Origin of the sequence: Magnetospirillum fulvum (genome assembly GCF_900108475.1) — a bacterium.
Taxonomy (GTDB): Bacteria; Pseudomonadota; Alphaproteobacteria; order Rhodospirillales; family Magnetospirillaceae; genus Phaeospirillum; species Phaeospirillum fulvum_A.
The window spans coordinates 261,515-276,812 of record NZ_FNWO01000005.1 but is presented as its reverse complement, the minus strand read 5'-3'; the positions used below and the strand labels follow the sequence as shown (position 1 = coordinate 276,812).

The window sequence follows — 15,298 nt, the reverse complement described above, 5'->3', positions numbered from 1 at the left end:
GATTTTTCTCCCCCCGATTCCGGCCTGTTCAGCCGAAGGCGTCGTCGCATTTGCCGCACAAAGCCACCCCCGACAGGTCGCCCGAGCGAAAGGCGTCGAGGATCGCGGTAAAGCGCGCTCCGCTCCGGATGTCCTTCAGACTGTCCTGCATCAGATCGCCGATCGCCAGGGCGGCGTTGGCGTCATAACAGCCGCAGGCGGTCACCGTCCCATCGACATAGACCCCCACCGCTCGCATCAGCAGGCGGCAAACGGTGCGGCGGTGGCGGTCGAGATTGCGATAGGACCACAGCCCGGACGCTTCCCAATACCGCCCGGTCTCGACGGTCCCGGCGAAATTGTTGGGGGCGACGGTGGTGATCGCGGCGATCCCCAGTCCGGCCAGAAAGGCGCGGGTGCGGCCGACATAATCGGGCGAATTATCGGGCGCGACCGCCTTGACCATCAGCCGGGTCGGGGTCGGGGCCAATGCCCGGTTGAGCGCGGTCAGGGTGCCGACGGTGCGGTCGAACTTGGCTCCGACATAAACGGATTCGTAGCTGGCCGCGTCCCAGCCGGCGAAAGACACCTGGACACTCTCCAGCCCCAGCCGGGCCAGCCGGGCGATCCGCTCGGGGGTAAACGGAGTGGCGTTGGTGACCACCGAGACGGCAAAGCCGCGTACCACCGCGCTTTCCAGCAGGTCGAACACCTGGGGATGCAGGAACGGCTCGCCCTGAGCGGCGAGGACGGTCAGGCGGCGGATACCGGCCTCGTCGCAGCGATCGAGCACGCGGGCGAACACCGCCTCGGACATGAAGCCGTCGTTTTCTTTCCACACCCCATGGCCGCACATCGCGCAGCGCAGGTTACAGCGTCGGCTGAGTTGGACGTAGACCTCGGTCGGCAACCCGCCGCGCCGGGCCAGCCCGTCCAGCATCATCGCGCGCAGCTTGGCGATATCGGCCTCGGATTCGGCCGCGCGCCCCAGCATTCCCAGGGCAATTCCGTGCAGATACAGCGGGCGTGGCGGCGGCGGATCGGATGCGGCCAACAGCGGTTCGATCAGCTCCAGCGCCGGTTCGGCCCGCCCCGCTTCGATATGCAGCGCGGCCAGATCGGCCGCGATGTCGGCGTGCGCGGGGGAGATCGCGTGGGCGCGTTCGAACGCCGTCCGCGCTTCGTCCTGTCGCCCCAGCACCGACAGGGTGCGGCCGCGCAGGGCATGGGCCTCGGCATGAACCGGCGCAGGTCCGTCGAGCCGCTCCAGACGCTCCAGCAGGGCTTCGTAGCGTTCGGCCTGGAACAACAATCGGGCCAGATCAAGCCGGGCGTCGGCCCATTCCGGCGCCAGCGCCAGCGCTTGCTCGAATGCGGCGATCGCCTCGTCCGGATGGCCGAGATTGGCCAGGGCCACGCCGCGCAGATGGTGCAGTTCGGGAGAGTGAGGGGCGCGAACCAGCCCTCGACCGGCCAGGGTCAACGCATCGTCGTGATGGCCAAAGCGCAAGCCCAGCCGCGCCAGCGCGAACAGCGCGCCGGGATGATCGGGCACGGTGCGGAGCGCGGTCCGCAGACAGCCCTCCATCTCGGCGAAGCGGCCCGCTTGTTCGTGGGCCAGGGCTTCGGACAAGAGCGGGGCGAGGGGATCGGGGTGTGGCGGCTGTGGCATCGTAGCCGCTATCCTAAAACAGCCTCGTCCGCGACACAAACGGCGCGCACCCCTTGAAGCCCTGGCCGCTTCGGGGCTATATTAATTAGGAATAATTCTAAAAAGGCATAGGCCCATGATTTCCCCGGTCGCGTCCACCAGCCTTGTCAGCGGCCTTACCGCCCAGTCTCGAATCGTCGAAACGGCGGCGACGAATATCGTCAATGTCGCCAGCGACGATTATCAGGCGGAACGGGGAGCGCTGGTGTCGCGTCCGTTGCAAGGCGCGGCCTATGTCCCGCTCCCGTCCGAGGGCGCGGTCGATCCGGCGCAGGAAATGGTGACGATGATGGTGGCCAAGACCAGCTTCGAGACGATGGCGCGGGCCTATTCCACTCTGGCCGAGACCGAGAAGACCGCGCTCGACTCGCTGACCTGAGCATTTATTCCGCTTGGGCGCGGGGGTTGAGCGACGCCGCCTTGGCCACGAACTCTGCACCCAGGAATTCCGGCCGCTTGTAGAGCCCATGCAGCCATGCCGCCAGCATGCACACTTCCTCGAACTTGACCACTTCATCCAGGGTGCCGGGCGGGAAGCGGATCGAGAACGCGGTCGAGATGATCTCCAGAACTTCTTCGACCTGTTCGACGTCAAGGCCGATATCGGTTTCGATATGGGCGTGTCGGGTCAGTTTTTCTTCTGCGACACCGTAATCATCCCGGATCAGCTTGACCACCCACCGGAACATATTCATCCAGTTCTTGACGTCTGACGTGTCTCGGTCAAAGGACATGATCGCTCCGCCGGGGAAATCGACGCAACGATACTACCTGCTTCGTGGCGATCGGCAAGTCTTTCAGGTCCAGAGCCGCTTTTATTTAGGTTTGTTTACATTTTGTTGGTGTGGCGCCGTGATCCTCCTGATTTGGCGAAATTAAGAAAGTCGCGACCGGATCGGCCCGCTTCGACCGTATCAAGGAGAGCGGACATCGTGCAGGTGCGCCGCGCTAACAGGAGATCCGGTCATGAGCATCACATCCATCAGCGGAGGTGCAACGAACCTGCAAGCGCTGTTCGGCAAGCTGGACACGAACAGCGACGGTTCGGTCACCAAATCCGAATTCGTCAGTGGTCGTCCGTCCGACGTTTCGTCCGATCAGGCTACGAGCTTGTTCGATGCCCTGACGGAAACGCTTTCCTCGTCTTCCTCAACCTCGGATTCCTCGTCCTCATCGACGACCACGTCGGATTCGACCTCGGCTCTCAGCGAAAGCGATCTGGCCAGCGCGTTCCAGTTGATGAGCCAGCAGATGCAGTCGGCGCTGATCGACGCTCAGAGCGACGAATATTCGACCACCAGCGAAGACGACGACGACGACACCAGTTCGGTGACCGCCAGCGCTCCGCCGCCACCCCCGTCGTCAGCGGCCGCGTCGAGCGACACCGACACCGATAGCTCGACCACCATCTCGGACGATATCGCGACTCTGACCGCCGATCTGGAAAAGATCCTGGCCGATCTGACCGCATCGACCGCGTCCACCTCGTCCAGCACGTCCAGCACGTCCAGCACGTCGGACAGTTCGTCGTCGGAGACCGATACCACGACGACGGCCACCGCGACCTCCCAGACCTTCGCCAGCCAATTGGCTCAGGAGATGGTGCGGGCGATCGAATCCTACGCCAGAAGCGGCGCGGGCGGAGCCGGCGGTGCCAATTCGGTCGCGGTGTAACTTTTTTAGGCCCGTGCCGACCGGCAGAGACGCATCGTTTCCCCGGATGTTGGGGGTGTGTGGCCCATTCACCGCGTCGCGATTATGTGGTGAATGACCACACGCCCCAGGTCCGGGGGAGATTTTGTAACGAAATCTCCCCGAGGCTCAGAACGCTGACACGCCCGCGCGCCATTGCGATATGATCCTGTTCCGTGCGTGCGGCTGGAACAGGGAATGCCTTCGAGATGGATGAGACCGAAAATCGACGCGGCCCGATCCGCAAGATCGGCCAGGGTTTGGTCGTGGTGATCGAACGCCGGATTTTCCCCCTTGTCAGCATCACGACGGCCGGGCTGGTCTTCCAGGCCACCGGCTACAAGGTCGGCGATCACGTCACGCTGAGAATCGCCAAGATGCTCGATCTCAACGCCAGTGTCGAGGCGACGATCACGGTCATTTCGGCCGAGGAAACCATCACGCGCGGCGAGTTCCAGCCGACGATGGCGCTGTTGCACTACATCATCGACCATATCGGCGAGGTCACCGGGGTCGAACCCGCTTATTTCCGCAAATAGCGCCGCCTTAGTCGGTCGTGAAAAAGTCCTTCGGCCTTTGGCCTCAGTGTACTTTTCCCCGGTTCAAAACGAATCCCCGTGCTCAATCAAGCTTTCCGCGCGGGGATGGATTTGGTTCCCTCCGAGGCCGATGGGCGACGCCCACGGCTTCGGAGGCTGGTGAAACAGACAACACGAAAAATGGGCGCTGGGCCGCCCCTAGCCCATTTTTCTCCTTTTAATCCAACGGGAAAAAGTACACCGAGCGACAGCGAGGGACTTTTTCACGGGAGACGCCTTATAGCGGCGGGATATCGCCCAGGGCTTCCCGCGCCGCCGCCTCGGCGGCAAACGCGGCGACCCGGCCTTCGCCGATCGCGGCGCGCAGGTCGCGCATCAGATCCTGATAGGCCTGAATGTTGTGCCAGGTCAGCAGCATCGGCCCCAAAATCTCTTCCGAGCGGATCAGATGGTGAAGATAGGCCCGCGAATAGGAGCGGCAGGCCGGGCAGCCGCAGCCTTCTTCCAGCGGACGCGGGTCGTCCTGGTGGCGGGCGTTGCGCAGATTGACGGTGCCGCGCCGGGTAAAGGCCTGGGCGGTGCGGCCCGAGCGGGTCGGCATCACGCAATCGAACATGTCGATGCCGCGCAGCACCGCGCCGACGATGTCGGAGGGACGGCCGACTCCCATCAGATAACGGGGGCGGTCTTCGGGCAGCAGCGGCACGGTGGAATCCAGCGTCGCGAACATCGCCTCCTGTCCTTCGCCGACCGCCAGCCCACCGACGGCATAGCCGTCAAAGCCGATCTCGATCAGGGCCTGGGCGGATTCGGCGCGCAAATCGGGATAGATGCCGCCCTGGACGATCCCGAACAGGCCGTGGCCGGGCCGTTCGACAAAGGCCGTCTTCGACCGCACCGCCCAGCGCATCGACAGCCGCATGCTCTCGGCGGCCTGGGCGGGCGTGGCGGGAAAGGGGGTGCATTCGTCGAACGCCATCGTGATGTCGGCGCCCAGCAGACGCTGGATCTCCATCGAGCGTTCCGGGCTGAGATGATGGCTCGACCCGTCATGGTGCGACTGGAAGGTGACGCCGTTCTCGTCGAGCTTCCTGAGCTTGGCGAGGCTCATCACCTGGAACCCGCCGGAATCGGTCAGGATCGGCCCCGACCAGTTCATGAAGCGGTGCAGCCCGCCCAGCCGGTCGATCCGCTCTGCCCCCGGCCGCAGCATCAGATGATAGGTATTGCCCAGAACGATCTGCGCTCCCGTAGCGGCAACCGATTCCGGCTGCATCGCCTTGACGGTGGCGGCGGTGCCCACCGGCATGAAGGCGGGGGTGTCGATCGCCCCGTGCGCGGTGTGGAGGCGGCCGAGGCGGGCGGCGCCGTCGCTGGCGAAACGCTCGTATCTAAAGCTGGTCATCGTCATTCCGATCGAGCAGGCAGGAATCGCCATAGGAATAGAAGCGATAGCCCGACGCCATCGCATGGGCATAGGCCGCCCGCATTCGCTCCAGCCCGGCAAAGGCCGAGACCAGCATGAACAGGGTCGAGCGGGGCAGGTGGAAATTGGTCATCAGCCGATCGACGGCGCGGAAGCGATAGCCCGGCACGATGAAGATGTCGGTCGCGGCGGCAAAGGGGCGGACCTGTCCGTCTTCGCCCGCAGCGCTTTCGAGCAGGCGCAGCGCGGTGGTGCCGACCGCGATCACCCGCCCCCCGGCGGCGCGGGCGGCGTTGATGGTGCGGGCACTGTCCTCTGTCACGATCCCGATTTCGGCATGCATCTTGTGATCGTCGGTATCGTCAACCTTGACCGGCAGGAAGGTTCCGGCCCCGACATGGAGCGTCACCGTCGTCCGCACCACGCCGCGCTGGTCCAGCGCCGCCAACAGTTCGGGGGTGAAGTGCAACCCGGCGGTGGGGGCGGCGACGGCTCCGTCGGCGCGGGCGAAGGTGGTCTGGTAATCGGCGCGGTCGGTCGCGTCGGCCTCGCCGTGGCGGATATAGGGCGGCAGCGGCAGACGGCCGTGCGCTTCCAGCGCCGCCATCAGCGCAGGCCCGCCGCGGTCAAAGCGCAGGGTGACCTCGCCCGCTTCGCCTTTCGTCTCGACGGTGGCGGAGAAGTCGGCGGCAAAGTCGATCCGGTCGCCGGGGCGCAGCTTCTTGGCCGGGCGGGCAAAGGCGCGCCAGCAAGACTCGTCCTTGCGCAGATGCAGGGTCAGCTCGACCGAGGCGGTGCCGCGCTTGCCATCCAGCCGCGCCGGAATCACCCTTGTGTCGTTGAACACCATCACGTCGCCGGGACAAAGCAGCGCGGGAAGATCGCGCACGCCACCATCGGCGATCCCGTCGGCGCCAACCCGCAACATCCGGGCGGAATCGCGCGGCCGGGCGGGCCGTTCGGCGATCAGCTCACGCGGAAGATCGAAATCGAATATATCCACTTTCATCGTCGGGGATGTAGGCTGCCGGACCGCGCGGCGTCAAGCCCCGTACCCACCGCATATTGCACCCGAAATGATTTCACGACATGATCGGTCTGGTTGCAATGGGAGTAAACGATGAACAAAACCGTTCTGTCGACCGTTCTGGCCGTGCTTGCCCTGGCCTCGACCGACGGCTTCGCCAAGGATTTGCTGAACACTGCGCCGTCGGCCGGCCGCCCGCACGGACCGTGGTATGGCTCGATCAGCGGCGGCTATGCGATGGCCGATGACATCCACTACAAAAACCTGGATGGCGACAAAGGTCGGATCAGCGTCGAAGGTGGCTATGTCTTTGCCGCTGCGCTCGGCTACAAATGGCCGAAATACCTGCGCACCGAATTCGAGGTGTCGTATCAGGCCAACAATCTGAACAAAGTTAGTCTCGGCGGCGAACGGGGAAGCATGTCGAGCGACATGCAGTATCTGTTCTATTCGATCAATGCCTATCACGACATCAGCACCGGCACCCGTTTCCTGCCCTATTTCGGTGGCGGACTCGGCGGCGTCCACGAAACCCTGAACGATGCGGACGGAACCGAAGGTACCCTCGGCAAGGGCAGCAGCGACGCCTTCGAAATGCATGGCGAAGTCGGGCTGCATTACGACCTTGGCCGCGAGGTCAGCGTCGGGCCGTCCTATCGCTTCGTCCATCTCTTCGACAGCGTGGGCGAGCGTGACGACACCAACCTGCATCAGGTCAAGGTCGGGCTGCGCTTCCCCTTCCGCTGATCGGCGATGACCTCCGATCCTGTCGAGTGGCGGATGTCCGACCGCCCGGTCAGCTATCCCGACGCGGTCGCGGCGATGGAGGAGCGCGTCGCCGCGATCCGCGCCGGGACCGCGCCGGAACTGGTGTGGCTGCTGGAACATCCGCCGCTTTACACCGCCGGAACCAGCGCCAACCCGGCCGATCTGCTCGATCCCGACCGCTTTCCGGTGTTTCCCAGCGGACGCGGCGGCCAGTTCACCTATCACGGCCCCGGCCAGCGGGTGGTCTATGTGATGCTGGACCTGTCGCGGCGCGGACCCGATTTGCGCCGCTTTGTCGTCGCGCTGGAAGAATGGCTGATCCGCACCCTCGACCATTTCGCGGTCAAAGGCGAAGTGCGCGAGGGACGGGTGGGCGTGTGGGTCGATCGCGGCGCGGGCCGGGAAGACAAGATCGCGGCGATCGGCATTCGCGTCCGCCACTGGGTCACCTTCCATGGCGTGGCGCTCAACGTCGATCCCGACCTCGATCATTTTCGCGGCATCGTGCCCTGCGGTCTGGCCGGGCACGGGGTCACCTCGCTGTGGGACCTCGGCCTGACCCCGACGATGGAGGAGGTCGATTCCGCCCTGATCGCCAGCTTTGCCGAAATATTCACCCCTCCGCCGCCTTGAGCCGCGCCCGCGCCTCGGTCAGCCGGGCATAGGCCTCGTGGCATTTCTGCGCCACCGCCGGGATCGTCTCCCACTGGGCGGGCAGTTCCTCGGACAGGTCGTGCAGGTCCATCTTGGCCTGCACCGCCTGGGTGGACAGCTTCTTGATCTCGGCCTTCAGGGTTTCGACATCGCTCATGGTTCGCCCTTTGTCGGGGGTGGCGGCAGGATGGAATGAGTCTAACTTCAGCCCATCAATTAGGCAACATCCCCTTTTGCTTGTATTTAAGACAAATTGGTTGGATGCGCCGGAATTAAGCGTTTCTTAAAAGGGCCGGAGCCACTGTTGACCCTTGGCCGAACCGCCGGGGGAAGGCATGAGCGGCACCGATCTTTTCGACGAGCAGAACGAACATCCCGAACCGGCCCCGCCCGCGCGGCGTCAGGTCGCGGTGGCGTTGCGTTACGATCCCGACCAGGAGGGCGCGCCGACAGTGGTCGCCTCGGGCCAGGGCTCGGTCGCCGAACAGATTCTCAATCTGGCCTTCGCCAACGGGGTCAAGGTCCGCACCGATCCCGATCTGGCCGAAGTGCTGGCTGCCGTCGATGTCGATAGCGTGATCCCGGTCGAGGCTTTTGTCGCCGTCGCCGAGATTTTGGCCTATGTCTACCGCGCCAACGGGCGCGAGATGCCGTCATGACCGCCGATTGCCCAGAATCCGCCCGCCTTAGCGCCGAGCTTGAAAAAGCGCGGTCGCTGGTCGGCGCGGCGCGGCGTCTGCTCGGCACCGGGACGATGGTCGATCTGGCCGCGCTGGAGGGACGGGTGCGGCTGATCTGCGACGGTGTCGCCGGACTGACCCCCGAGGACGGACGCCAGTTCCGCCCCGGGATCGAGGCGCTGATCGCCGAAATCGACCGGCTCGACCTCGCTTTGCGCGATGCCGGACCCTATGCCGACGGCCGTTGGAGCCGGGAAAGCGAAGAAAAGGCCGGGGGCTGATGGACACCGTTTCCTATCTGCGGTTCGTGATGTCGTTGCTGGCGGTGCTGGCGATGATCTTCGGCCTGTTATGGGCGGCGCGGCGCTGGGGCCTGGGGCTGATGTCGCCGCGAGCAAGCGGACGGCAGCGCCGCCGTCTCGCCGTGCAGGAGGTGCTGCAACTCGACGCCCGTCACCGGCTGCTGCTGATCCGCCGCGACGATCGCGAGCACCTGCTGCTGCTGGGCCATGGCGACAGCCTGGTGGTCGAGCGCGATTGCCCGGCCCCCGAATTCGTGCCCATCGTTCCGAAGCCGGAGAGTCCCCGATGAGAGTCCCGACCCTGTCGCGTCCGCGCCTGATCCTCGCCCTGCTGGCGGGGGTGACGACGGCGCTGGTGGCCGGGCCGGTGCTGGCTCAATCGCTGAACATCGATCTCGGCGGCTCGGGCGGCAGCGCCACCAGCCGGATCATTCAGCTGATCGGGCTGACCACGATCTTGTCGCTGGCGCCCTCGATCGTGGTGATGGTGACCTCGTTCACCCGCTTCGTCGTGGTGTTGAGCTTCCTGCGTCAGGCGCTGGGGACCCAGCAGAGCCCGCCCAACATGGTGATGGTCAGTCTGGCGCTGTTCCTGACCGCCTTCGTGATGGCACCGACCTTCGACAAGGCGTGGGATACCGGCATTCAGCCGATGATGGACGGCCATATCGACGAGATCGAGGGGTTCGAGCGCACCGTCAAGCCGTTCCACGCCTTCATGAGCCAGCATGTCCGCCCCCAGGATCTCAAGCTGTTCATGGATCTGTCGCGGGCAAAGGAAGTGGTCAATCCCGAGGACGTGCCGTTGAAGGCGCTGATCCCCGCCTTCATGATCAGCGAATTGCGCCGCGCCTTTGAAATCGGCTTCCTGGTGTTCCTGCCCTTCCTGATCATCGACATGGTGATCGCCTCGGTGCTGATGAGCATGGGCATGATGATGATCCCGCCCGCGATGATCTCGCTGCCGTTCAAGCTGATCTTTTTCGTGATGGTCGATGGCTGGTATCTGGTGGTGGGCTCGCTGGTGCAGAGCTACGGGTAGAGCAAGGGCGAACCGTTGAAATGAGCGGTTCACTAGCATTCAGCCGCCATTGCGGCGGCGGCCAAGCGGGCGGATGCCCGCGGCTCCGGCAGAGGGGCAACAGGTGGGCCAAGTTTTTGGCCCACCTGATTAAGGCGTCGCGAACTGCCAGCCGAACCAGCGCCAGCGCCCGTCCAGGGTCGGCACGGTACAGTTCAGCCGGGCGCGGCCCGGCGGGATCGGGCGGGACATCCGCACCTCGATCCGGGGGCCAAGCTGTTCGACCCGGACCTGCCCCTCATGCGAGGCGAAACAGGACAACGCGGCGATTCCCGCGACGTCCTCCGCCAACGTAAAGCCGAATGACGGCGGATTGGTGCGGATCACCGGATCGTCGGGGGTGATGTCGATCGCGGGCAGCGGCAGCGAACGGACAGCCAGCCGGAAGCGATCGGGGTCGCCATGCGGGCCGGTCAGGGCGAAGCGGGGCAGGAAGAACGGTTCGGACCTCGTCCACAACGCCCCGGAATGCTGGCCGAACGCGGCGACGAAGCCCGCTTGGCGCAGCAGGGGGATCGAGGCGGAATCCGCCTCGCCGCCCGGCCAGGCGAACAAATCGGGGATCTGACCCAACTCGCGCTCGAAGCGGGCGCGGGCGCGGGCGAGATCGGCAAGGGCAACCTCGGCGCCCACGCGGGGAAAGCGCAGCCGTGCCGCTCCCTGGCTGGCGATGGTGACCCCGGCGGCGCGCAACTCGCGCAATTGCTCCCAATTCATCGATTCGCCGCCGCGGTCGATTTCGTCGGTGGCGACAAACAGGGTGACCGGGAACCCGGCCCGGCGCAGGAGCGGCCACGCCCGTGTGTAAAATCCGGTCGAGGAATCATCGACGGTGATTGCCACCGCCTTGTCGGGCAGGGCCGCGCCGCTCCGCATCGCCCGGGCGATCTCGGGCAGCGGCAAAACGGAGAACCCTCCACTTTTCAACGCGTCGATATGTGTGGTCAACTGGTCCGAGGTGGTGTTGAGCGCCGCGACGCGGTCGTCGTCGAAACGGTGATACATCAGCACCACGGCAGACTCGGCCGCCTGCGCCGGTTCCGGGGCGGCCGAGAGCAAGGCCATAACCCACATCATCGCTGCCGAGGCAACCTTACCCGTCGTCATCGCCCCCTGGTCTCCTCGGCGTCGCGCCCCAATATAGGGGGATGTTTGCCGCATCCGGGCGGCAGAGTACAAGAAAAAGCGGGAAAGGGCACTTGATCATGAGCCATGAAATCGACCAAGTGGGACAGGATGTGCTGTTCTATCAAGGCCGTACCTATAGCCGCTTCCTCGACAAACCGGTTACCGAGGAAACCTTGCGCAAGGCCTGGGATCTGGCCCGGATGGGGCCGACGGCCGCCAACAGTCAGCCGACGCGGGTGGTTTTTCTCCGGTCGGCGAAGGCACGCGAACGTCTGTTGACCGCGCTGGCTCCCAACAATGTCGAAAAAAGCATTGCCGCTCCGGTCACCGCGATCCTGGCTTACGATCTCGATTTCTTCGAGCGCCTGCCGGTGCTGTATCCCCATGCCGACGCCCGCTCCTGGTATGCCGGGAACGCCCCCCTGGCCGACGAAACCGCCTTTCGCAACGGCAGCCTTCAGGCCGGATATTTCATCCTGGCGCTCCGGGCGGTCGGGCTCGATGTCGGACCGATGAGCGGGTTCGACAATGCCAAGGTCGATGGGGAATTCTTCGCCGGAACCCGGCTGCGCTCGAACCTGCTGATCAATATCGGCTATGGCGACGTCGCCTCGCTGTACCCGCGCGGCCCGCGCCTGTCGTTCGAAGACGGCTGCACGCTGCTGTAAGGGGACGAGAGCAGCCCGGCGCTCATCCCGCTCCGGTCGGCGGCGCGGCGCGGCGGGAGAGGTCGGCCAGGGCGACGATCTCCTCGATTTCGGCCGTGCCGGGGTCGGTGTCGCGCCGCTCCAAGGTGAGCAGGCGGCGCGACAGCCGGACCAGCCCCAGATTGCCCGCCGCTCCGGCCTGGGCGTGGGCGATGGCTTTCAGCGCGGCGGTGTCGCCGCTTTCTGCCGCCCGGCGCATTTCGGCCAAGGCGGCGGGCAGAGTGGCCCAGAAGCGGTCGAGCAGGGTCTGGAACGCTTCGGCGCCGAGCGCGTTGCGCAATTCGTCGATGGCGCGATGATCGACCGGCGAATCCGCGTTCTTGTCCCGCGCCGCCCGCAGCCAATCCCCCCACTTGGCCAGCATGTCGGTGAGACGGTTGAGGTCGATCGGCTTCGAGATGTAATCGTCCATCCCGGCGGCGAGACAGGCGTCGCGGTCGCCTTCCATCGCGTTGGCGGTCATCGCGATGATCGTCACCTTGCCCTTGGCGAAAGGCAGCGCGCGGATCATCCGGGTGGCCTCCAGCCCATCGACCAGGGGCATTTGCATATCCATCATCACCAGATCGTATTCGCCCGCCGCCACCCGCTCGATCGCCTCGGCACCGTCGTCGGCGATGTCGGCGCGGTGGCCCAACTTGGTCAGCAGACCAACCGCGACCTGCTGGTTGATCGCATTGTCCTCGGCGACCAGAATCCGCAGCGGATTGGTCGCGACGGGGCAATCCTCGGCGGGGACGATTGTCTGGGCCGTGTCGGGGGGAAGCCGTCCCAGGCTGCGCCGTATTGCGTTGAGCAGGGCGCTTTGCCGCACCGGCTTGACCAGGATCTCATTGATCCGCAACTGGTCGAGCCGGGGCCGCAGCGCGGTCAGATCGGCCGAGGTCGCCATCACCAATGGCAAAGCGGCGGTGGCGGGATCGCGGCGCAGCAGCACGGCGAGATCAAGGCCGCTCATCTCGGGCATCAGATGGTCAAGGATCACCGCGTCGAACGGCTGACCGGCGGCCTTGGCGCGGCGGACCGTCTCGATCGCGGCGGGGGCGGAATCCAGCGCGACGACGGCCGCGCCCCATCCTTCCAATTGCTGGCGCAGGATGTCGCGGTTGGTGGACGTGTCATCGACGACCAGGATCGTCGCCCCGTCCAGTTCGGCCCCGCTTTCGGTTTCCGACGGCACCTCGTCCGAGCGCAGCAGCGGCACCTTGAACCAGAAGGTGCTGCCTTCGCCCTCGCGGCTGTCGAAGCCGATCTCGCCCCCCAGCCAATCGACGATCCGCTTGCAGATCGCCAGCCCCAGCCCGCTGCCGCCATAGCGCCGCGCCATCGAAGCGTCGGCCTGGGTGAAGGTGCCGAACAGCCGTGCCTTCGCCGCCTCGGGAATGCCGATCCCGGTGTCGGCGACGGTCGCGGTCAGCATCGCCCGTCCGTCCGGAGCATCGGCAATCGCCACCAGGATCGAGATCGTGCCGCGTTCGGTGAATTTGACCGCGTTGCCGACCAGATTGAGCAGGATTTGACGCAGCCGTCCGGGGTCGCCCCGGAACACCCCGCAGGCTCCGGCGGGGATCAGGCAAGTCAGGTCGATGTCGCGACCGCGGACGCGGGGCGACAGGATGTCGATGACGCCTTCGACCAGCGGGCGGATCTCGAACGAGGTTTCCTCGAAATCAAGCTTGCCCGCCTCCATTTTCGAGAAATCGAGGATGTCGTTGATCACCGACAGCAGGGATTCGCTCGATTCGCGGATTGTCTGGGCGAAAATCCGCTGCTCTTCGCTCAGTCGGGTGTCGAGCAACAGACCGGTCATCCCGATCACCCCGTTCATCGGGGTGCGGATTTCGTGACTCATCGTTGCCAGGAATTCCGATTTGGCCAGATTGCCTGCCTCGGCCTGCTGGCGGGCCTGCTGCAACTCGGTGATATCGCTGGAGACGCCGATATAATTGGTGACGACGCCATTTCGGTTGCGTATCGCGCTGATCGACAGCAATTGCGGGTAGATTTCGCCCGACTTGCGGCGGTTCCAGATCTCGCCGCGCCAGGTGCCATCGCGCCGCAGCTTGTCCCACAGCGCTTCGTAGAAGTCCGTCCCATGCCGTCCCGAGCGCAGGATCGCGGTGCTTTGTCCGATCGCCTCCTGCCGGGAATAGCCGGAAATCGCGGTGAATCCGGCATTGGCGGCGACGATCTTGCCCGATATGTCGGTGACGACGATTCCTTCGCGCGTGGCATCGAACACCTGATTAATCAGGCGGCGGTTTTCCTCGGTGTGGCGCTGGAGCAGATAGAGGAACGACAGCAGGGCCAGCCCCAGCCCGACAAAGGCGACAGTGTAGAAGATCGCTTTGCGCCGCCAGCCTTCGATGATTTCTGAGTGCGCCCGCCCGATCACGACGACATAGGGAAGCTGGTCGAGCTTGCGATAGGTGAACAGGCGCAGGACGTCGTCGATCGGCGAGTTGACCTCAAGGCTACCGGTGATTTCTCCCTTGGCCAGACTGGGGGGGATCGGCCCACCCTCGAGGGTGGTGCCGGTCAACTGGGGCTGGGCCGGGTAGCGGGCGAGCAGGTGCATATCGGTGTCGATCAGGGTGACGGAACCGCTCTTGCCGATGTCGAGACCGGCGAACAGGCTCTGGAAATAGTCCGTCGGCAAGGCGGCCTGGACCAGCCCGAGAAAACGTCCGTCCGGAGCGTTCACCCGCAGGCTGAGGGTGACCAGCCAGACGCCGGTCAGGTGTGACCGCAACGGTTCGGATAATACCAGACCGGCGCGGGGATCGGATTTCTGTCGTTGGAAATAGGCCCGATCACTGACGTCGAGGTCGGGCAGAGACGCCGAATGACCGGCATTGAACGCGACCCGGCCCTGGGCGTCGATCACCCGCAGGCTGTCGGTCATTGCCTCGGGGGCAAAGGCCAGCAGACGGTTAAGGTCGAGATTGGCCTGGAGACGGTCGCGATGTTGGGTTCCATTCAGAACCGGGGCGAAATGAAAGGCCGTTTCTCCCAGCAAGATGCCGATCTTCTCGACCGCAGTCAGAATCTGGCGTTCCAGCACGCGGGACAGATTGTCGGAATCCCGCTGCACGGTCTTGTATTCGTTCTGGCGCGATTCGATCAGATCGACCGACAGTAGAGACCCGAACCCGGCCAGCATCAGAAGCGCGGCAGCATAGGTCGCGTAACGGAGCCAGTGGCGGTTTTCGATCGGCTGGTGCGGCTTGAGGAACCGGGTCACGCGAGTACCTACGGGATGATGTGGATAATACGGACGATATGGGCATCCTTCGACGAACGTCGAGTCCTGGCCGGGATCTCCCAATAAGAAAAACCCCCGCACCGGGGGGGTGTGCGGGGGCATTTTTGGAGCCGGAACCGAAGGGGGGGACGGGTCCGGACCAGAGAGTCGCGCCGGAAGCCGGGGGGAGGCAGGGCGCGACAGGGGCGGGAGCAAATCCGCCATGAACCGAAACAGACGACGACCTTTCGTGGGTTGGCTGATTGATCCAAATTCGATGATCACACTGTGCCACAGGACGGATTACCGCAGTATTTCGGCCGGGTGATTATTTTGTAATGATTCAAAAGAAAGCGCACT

At 64.8% G+C, this 15,298-nt stretch carries 17 protein-coding genes; 10 read left to right on the top strand and 7 right to left on the bottom strand.

Annotated elements, in window-relative coordinates; all coding sequences use genetic code 11:
- Positions 1-28: 28 nt before the first annotated feature.
- A complete protein-coding gene (locus BLW40_RS08180; protein WP_083386694.1) occupies positions 29-1,651 on the bottom strand; it encodes a tetratricopeptide repeat protein in 1,623 nt (540 codons plus the stop codon).
- A gap of 115 nt (positions 1,652-1,766) precedes the next feature.
- On the opposite strand from BLW40_RS08180, the gene BLW40_RS08175 reads away from it, so the two are divergent.
- Positions 1,767-2,069: a flagellar basal body rod C-terminal domain-containing protein gene (locus BLW40_RS08175; RefSeq protein ID WP_074767404.1), complete on the top strand. Its 303-nt coding sequence runs from the start codon at positions 1,767-1,769 to the stop codon at positions 2,067-2,069.
- A gap of 4 nt (positions 2,070-2,073) precedes the next feature.
- On the opposite strand, the gene BLW40_RS08170 is transcribed toward BLW40_RS08175, so the two are convergent.
- A complete protein-coding gene (locus BLW40_RS08170) occupies positions 2,074-2,424 on the bottom strand; it encodes an acyl carrier protein (RefSeq protein ID WP_074767401.1) in 351 nt (116 codons plus the stop codon).
- 232 nt (positions 2,425-2,656) lie between these two features.
- On the opposite strand from BLW40_RS08170, the gene BLW40_RS08165 reads away from it, so the two are divergent.
- Both BLW40_RS08165 and BLW40_RS08160 read left to right on the top strand, forming a co-directional pair.
- On the top strand, positions 2,657-3,364 hold the full coding sequence (locus tag BLW40_RS08165; RefSeq protein ID WP_074767398.1) for an EF-hand domain-containing protein: 708 nt from the start codon (positions 2,657-2,659) through the stop codon (positions 3,362-3,364).
- 227 nt (positions 3,365-3,591) lie between these two features.
- Complete coding sequence (locus tag BLW40_RS08160) at positions 3,592-3,921, top strand: PilZ domain-containing protein (RefSeq protein ID WP_074767395.1); 330 nt, start codon at positions 3,592-3,594, stop codon at positions 3,919-3,921.
- Positions 3,922-4,198: 277 nt separating this feature from the next.
- Here BLW40_RS08160 and tgt read toward each other — a convergent pair whose 3' ends face one another.
- Both tgt and queA read right to left on the bottom strand, forming a co-directional pair.
- Positions 4,199-5,326, bottom strand: coding sequence for a tRNA guanosine(34) transglycosylase Tgt (gene tgt, locus BLW40_RS08155; protein ID WP_074767392.1), 1,128 nt, complete (start codon positions 5,324-5,326; stop codon positions 4,199-4,201).
- A complete protein-coding gene (queA, locus tag BLW40_RS08150; RefSeq protein ID WP_074767389.1) occupies positions 5,313-6,356 on the bottom strand; it encodes a tRNA preQ1(34) S-adenosylmethionine ribosyltransferase-isomerase QueA in 1,044 nt (347 codons plus the stop codon). Before queA ends, tgt begins: the two co-directional genes overlap by 14 nt.
- Before the next feature lie 111 nt (positions 6,357-6,467).
- Between queA and BLW40_RS08145 the strand changes: the two genes are divergently transcribed.
- On the top strand, positions 6,468-7,121 hold the full coding sequence (locus BLW40_RS08145; RefSeq protein WP_074767386.1) for an outer membrane protein: 654 nt from the start codon (positions 6,468-6,470) through the stop codon (positions 7,119-7,121).
- Positions 7,122-7,127: 6 nt separating this feature from the next.
- Positions 7,128-7,775, top strand: a complete 648-nt coding sequence (lipB, locus tag BLW40_RS08140) for a lipoyl(octanoyl) transferase LipB (protein WP_074767383.1) — start codon at positions 7,128-7,130, stop codon at positions 7,773-7,775.
- Here the strand turns inward: lipB and BLW40_RS08135 are convergent.
- Positions 7,756-7,953 carry a CCE_0567 family metalloprotein gene (locus BLW40_RS08135; protein WP_074767380.1) on the bottom strand — a complete coding sequence of 66 codons (198 nt, stop codon included), beginning with the start codon at positions 7,951-7,953 and terminating at the stop codon, positions 7,756-7,758. The genes lipB and BLW40_RS08135 overlap by 20 nt on opposite strands.
- Positions 7,954-8,131: 178 nt before the next feature.
- On the opposite strand from BLW40_RS08135, the gene BLW40_RS08130 reads away from it, so the two are divergent.
- The 4 genes from BLW40_RS08130 to fliP are packed head-to-tail and all read left to right on the top strand — an operon-like array spanning position 8,132 to position 9,820.
- Entirely contained in the window at positions 8,132-8,455 is a 324-nt protein-coding gene (locus tag BLW40_RS08130; RefSeq protein WP_074767485.1) for an EscU/YscU/HrcU family type III secretion system export apparatus switch protein, read from the top strand.
- Positions 8,452-8,757, top strand: coding sequence for a hypothetical protein (locus BLW40_RS08125; RefSeq protein WP_074767377.1), 306 nt, complete (start codon positions 8,452-8,454; stop codon positions 8,755-8,757). The genes BLW40_RS08130 and BLW40_RS08125 overlap by 4 nt, the downstream gene beginning before the upstream one ends.
- Entirely contained in the window at positions 8,757-9,068 is a 312-nt protein-coding gene (locus tag BLW40_RS08120) for a flagellar biosynthetic protein FliO (RefSeq protein WP_074767374.1), read from the top strand. Before BLW40_RS08125 ends, BLW40_RS08120 begins: the two co-directional genes overlap by 1 nt.
- Positions 9,065-9,820: a flagellar type III secretion system pore protein FliP gene (fliP, locus tag BLW40_RS08115; protein WP_244511101.1), complete on the top strand. Its 756-nt coding sequence runs from the start codon at positions 9,065-9,067 to the stop codon at positions 9,818-9,820. The genes BLW40_RS08120 and fliP overlap by 4 nt, the downstream gene beginning before the upstream one ends.
- 129 nt (positions 9,821-9,949) lie before the next feature.
- On the opposite strand, the gene BLW40_RS08110 is transcribed toward fliP, so the two are convergent.
- Positions 9,950-10,966: a polysaccharide deacetylase family protein gene (locus tag BLW40_RS08110; protein ID WP_074767371.1), complete on the bottom strand. Its 1,017-nt coding sequence runs from the start codon at positions 10,964-10,966 to the stop codon at positions 9,950-9,952.
- 98 nt (positions 10,967-11,064) lie between these two features.
- On the opposite strand from BLW40_RS08110, the gene BLW40_RS08105 reads away from it, so the two are divergent.
- Positions 11,065-11,655: a malonic semialdehyde reductase gene (locus tag BLW40_RS08105; protein WP_074767368.1), complete on the top strand. Its 591-nt coding sequence runs from the start codon at positions 11,065-11,067 to the stop codon at positions 11,653-11,655.
- A 22-nt stretch (positions 11,656-11,677) separates the two neighbouring features.
- Here the strand turns inward: BLW40_RS08105 and BLW40_RS08100 are convergent, their stop codons facing one another.
- Positions 11,678-14,938, bottom strand: a complete 3,261-nt coding sequence (locus BLW40_RS08100; RefSeq protein ID WP_074767365.1) for a hybrid sensor histidine kinase/response regulator — start codon at positions 14,936-14,938, stop codon at positions 11,678-11,680.
- Positions 14,939-15,298: the final 360 nt, after the last annotated feature.